Raw genomic sequence first — 3863 nt, 5'->3', positions numbered from 1 at the left:
CCCCGGTGCTGCTCGTGGACGACGTGCTCACCACCGGGGCCACGCTGGGCGCGCTCGCGGAGGCGGTGCGCCGGGCCGGCGGGCGGCCGGTCGGGGCCGTGGTCCTGGCCGCCGTGGCCCCGCCCTCTGACGACCCTGGTCCCGTCACGGGGGCGGGGGTAGGGTGACTCGCACGGAGCCGGAACCCGGCTCCGGTCCCGCCGACGGTGGAAGGAGGCCGCCCCCTCGGACCCCCGCCGTCCTGCGGACGTCGAGACGGACGAGGCGCAGCCCCCTCCCTCCCGAGGCCGGACCCGTGAGAGTCGGATCAGGAGGACGCCATGACCATGGATGTCAGCTACATCGCCCGCAACCTCAGCCTCCCGGAGAGCTTCCGGGACCATGTCGCCGAGCGCACGGAGCGCCTCCACACGCTCGCCGAGGGAGCCGAGACCCTCGAGGTGCGCGTCACCAAGTCCTCGCACCACAAGCACTCCGACGAGACGGTCCGCGTGGAGCTCACGGCCCGCGGCCCCCGCGAGGTCGTGCGCGCCGAGGCGGACGCGGACGACAAGCAGGTCGCCTTCGACATGGCCGTCACCCGCCTGGCCGAGCGGTTGCGCCGCATGCGCGACCGCCGCAAGGACCGCCGGCACGGCAAGCTCGGCGCCTCCCGCGGTGCGGGCGAGGTCGGCTTCGTCCCGCCGCTGCCGCCCAACGGCGCGCAGATGGCCGTGGAGGACGCCGCCCGCGAGCAGGACATCCCGGAGGAGGGCACCCCGGTGCGCATCCGCGAGAAGGCCTTCCCGGCGACCCCGATGACCGTGGACGAGGCCGTCGACGCCATGGAGCTGGTCGGCCACGACTTCTTCCTCTTCCAGAACGCGGAGACGGGCGTGCCCTCCGTGGTCTACCGCCGCCGCGGCTGGAGCTACGGCGTCATCCGCCTCGACGAGTCCCTCCCGGCGGACCACGTCTCCGCCACCGAGGGCGAGCGGGCCTACCAGGCGCGCGAGGTCTGAGCACCCGGGGCCGACGCCGCGCGTCGGCCCCGACCTGACGCGGCGCCCGTCCGAGCGGACGGGCGCCGCGGCGCGTGCGGCCTCGGCCCGTACACTGTCCCGGAGACCGCGCCACGGCCGTGCGGGAGGGGCACCCGGCCCCACCCCGGCCACACCGCAAGGGAGCAGAGAACCAGTGCCTTCGATCATCGACCGCGTCCTGAAGATCTCGGACAACCGCGTCCTGCGCCGCATGCAGGGCACGGTGGACGCCGTGAACCTCCTGGAGGAGGACTTCCGGGCGCTGAGCGACGCCGAGCTGCGCGCCGAGACGGACACGCTCAAGGCGCGCCACGCCGACGGCGAGTCCCTGGACCTGCTCCTGCCCGAGGCGTTCGCCGCCGTCCGCGAGGCGGCGGGCCGCACCCTCGGCCAGCGCCACTACGACGTGCAGCTGCTCGGCGGCATCGCCCTGCACCAGGGCAACATCGCGGAGATGAAGACCGGCGAGGGCAAGACCCTCGTGGCCACCGCCCCGGCGTACCTCAACGCGCTGACCGGCCGCGGCGTCCACGTGATCACCGTCAACGACTTCCTGGCCTCCTACCAGGCCGAGCTCATGGGCCGCGTCTTCCGCTTCCTCGGGATGGAGACCGGCGTGGTCGTGGCCGGGCAGCTGCCCGCCGTGCGCCGCGAGCAGTACGCCGCGGACATCACCTACGGCACGAACAACGAGTTCGGCTTCGACTTCCTGCGGGACAACATGGCCTGGTCCCTGGACGAGCTGGTCCAGCGCGAGCACCACTACGCCATCGTCGACGAGGTGGACTCCATCCTCATCGACGAGGCCCGCACGCCGCTGATCATCTCCGGCCCGGCCCAGGGCGAGGCCAACCGCTGGTACGGCGAGTTCGCCCGCCTCGTCCGCCGCCTCGAGGAGGGCGCGGACTACGAGGTGGACCACAAGAAGCGCACCGTGGGCGTGCTCGGTCCGGGCATCGAGAAGGTGGAGGACCACCTCGGCATCGCCAACCTGTACGAGACGCAGAACACCACCCTCATCCAGTTCCTCAACAATGCCGTGAAGGCCAAGGAGCTGTTCAAGCGGGACAAGGACTACGTGGTCCTCGACGGCGAGGTGCAGATCGTCGACGAGCACACCGGCCGCGTGCTCAAGGGCCGCCGCTACAACGAGGGGCTCCACCAGGCCATCGAGGCCAAGGAGGGCGTGGAGGTCAAGCCGGAGAACCAGACGCTGGCCACCGTCACCCTGCAGAACTACTTCCGCGGGTACGACAAGCTCGCCGGCATGACCGGCACCGCCGAGACGGAGGCCGCGGAGTTCACGTCCACGTACGGCCTCGGCGTCGTCGTGATCCCCCCGAACCGCGAGCGCCAGCGCGTGGACCACAACGACGTGGTCTACAAGAACGAGAAGGTGAAGTTCGACGCCGTCGTCGAGGACATCGCCGAGCGCCACGAGCGCCGCCAGCCGGTGCTGGTGGGCACCACCTCCGTGGAGAAGTCGGAGTACCTGTCCACCCTGCTGGCCAAGCGGGGCATCCGCCACGAGGTCCTCAACGCCAAGAACCACGCCCGCGAGGCCGCGATCGTGGCCCAGGCGGGCCGTCCGGGCGCCGTCACCGTGGCCACCAACATGGCCGGCCGCGGCACCGACATCATGCTGGGCGGCAACGCCGAGTTCACGGCAGTCGCCCGCATGCAGGAGCTCGGCCTCGACGCCGCGGAGGACCCGGAGGCCTACGAGGCCCGCTGGCCGCAGGTGCTCGCCGAGGCGGAGGCCGCCGTCGCGGACGCCAACCGCGAGGTGCTCGAGGCCGGCGGCCTCTACGTGGTGGGCACCGAGCGCCACGACTCCCGCCGCATCGACAACCAGCTGCGCGGCCGTTCCGGCCGCCAGGGCGACCCGGGCGAGTCCCGCTTCTACCTGTCCCTCACGGACGAGCTGATGCGCAACTTCAACCCCGGCGTGGCGCAGCGGATCATGAACAGCCCGTCCATCCCGGACGACATGGCGCTCGAGTTCGGGTTCGTGTCCAAGGCGATCCAGAACGCGCAGGCGCAGGTCGAGGGCCGCAACGCCGAGCAGCGCAAGAACGTGCTCAAGTACGACGACGTGATGAACCGCCAGCGCGAGGCCATCTACGCGGACCGCCGCTCCATCCTCGAGGGCGAGGACCTCAAGGACCGGGTGCGCCGCTTCGTGGAGGACGCGGTGGGGAACATCGTGGACGCCACCACCGAGGAGGGCCACGCCGCCGACTGGGACCTGGACCAGCTGTGGCGGGACCTGTCCGAGCTGTACCCGGTGGGCATCACCCAGGAGGACGTGCTCGAGGAGGTCGGCGGCCGCGGACGGCTCAAGGCCGAGGACCTTCGGCGCGAGCTCGTCTCGGACGCCCTGCTCGCCTATGAGGACCGGGAGGCCCAGGTGGGCTCCGAGGCACTGCGCGAGGCCGAGCGCCGGGTGGTGCTCTCCGCGATCGGGCGCCGCTGGCAGGAGCACCTCTACGAGATGGACTACCTCAAGGAGGGCATCGGCCTGCGCGCGATGGCCCAGCGCGAGCCCCTCGTGGAGTACCAGCGCGAGGGCTACACGATGTTCCAGAACATGCTGGCCGGCATCCGCGAGGACTCCGTGCGCACGCTGTTCAAGGCCCAGATCACCGCGGCCCCCGCGCCGACGTCGCTGCCCGGCATCAAGGACGCCCGCGGCCTGACGATGACCCCGCAGATCTCCGTGGAGGGCGTCGAGGCCCCGCAGCGGCCCTCGCAGCTGCGCTTCACCGGCCCCTCCGAGGACGGTCAGGGCGCCGTCACCCGCGCGGGCACGGAGACCGGCGCGACCGTGGAGGCCGGCAC

Annotated in this window: 3 protein-coding genes; all 3 read left to right on the top strand. The window is 72.1% G+C overall.

The genetic code is table 11. The features are described from left to right. The first annotated feature begins 5 nt into the window (after positions 1-5). Positions 6-167: a phosphoribosyltransferase family protein gene (locus tag NWP10_RS10915; protein ID WP_309137723.1), complete on the top strand. Its 162-nt coding sequence runs from the start codon at positions 6-8 to the stop codon at positions 165-167. Between the two features lie 153 nt (positions 168-320). Continuing rightward, entirely contained in the window at positions 321-1001 is a 681-nt protein-coding gene (hpf, locus tag NWP10_RS10910; protein WP_017489092.1) for a ribosome hibernation-promoting factor, HPF/YfiA family, read from the top strand. Between the two features lie 175 nt (positions 1002-1176). Continuing rightward, a partial coding sequence (gene secA, locus NWP10_RS10905) for a preprotein translocase subunit SecA (RefSeq protein ID WP_258300923.1) occupies positions 1177-3863 on the top strand: 2687 nt, incomplete at its 3' end.

It is taken from the genome of Micrococcus sp. HG099, assembly GCF_024723355.1.
Taxonomy (GTDB): domain Bacteria; phylum Actinomycetota; class Actinomycetes; order Actinomycetales; family Micrococcaceae; genus Micrococcus; species Micrococcus endophyticus.
This window is presented reverse-complemented; position numbering and strand designations above follow the sequence as displayed.

Excerpts from the sequence above, each read along its gene's own strand:
- hpf (WP_017489092.1), top strand. The coding sequence starts at position 321 with ATGACCATGGATGTCAGCTACATCGCCCGCAACCTCAGCCTCCCGGAG.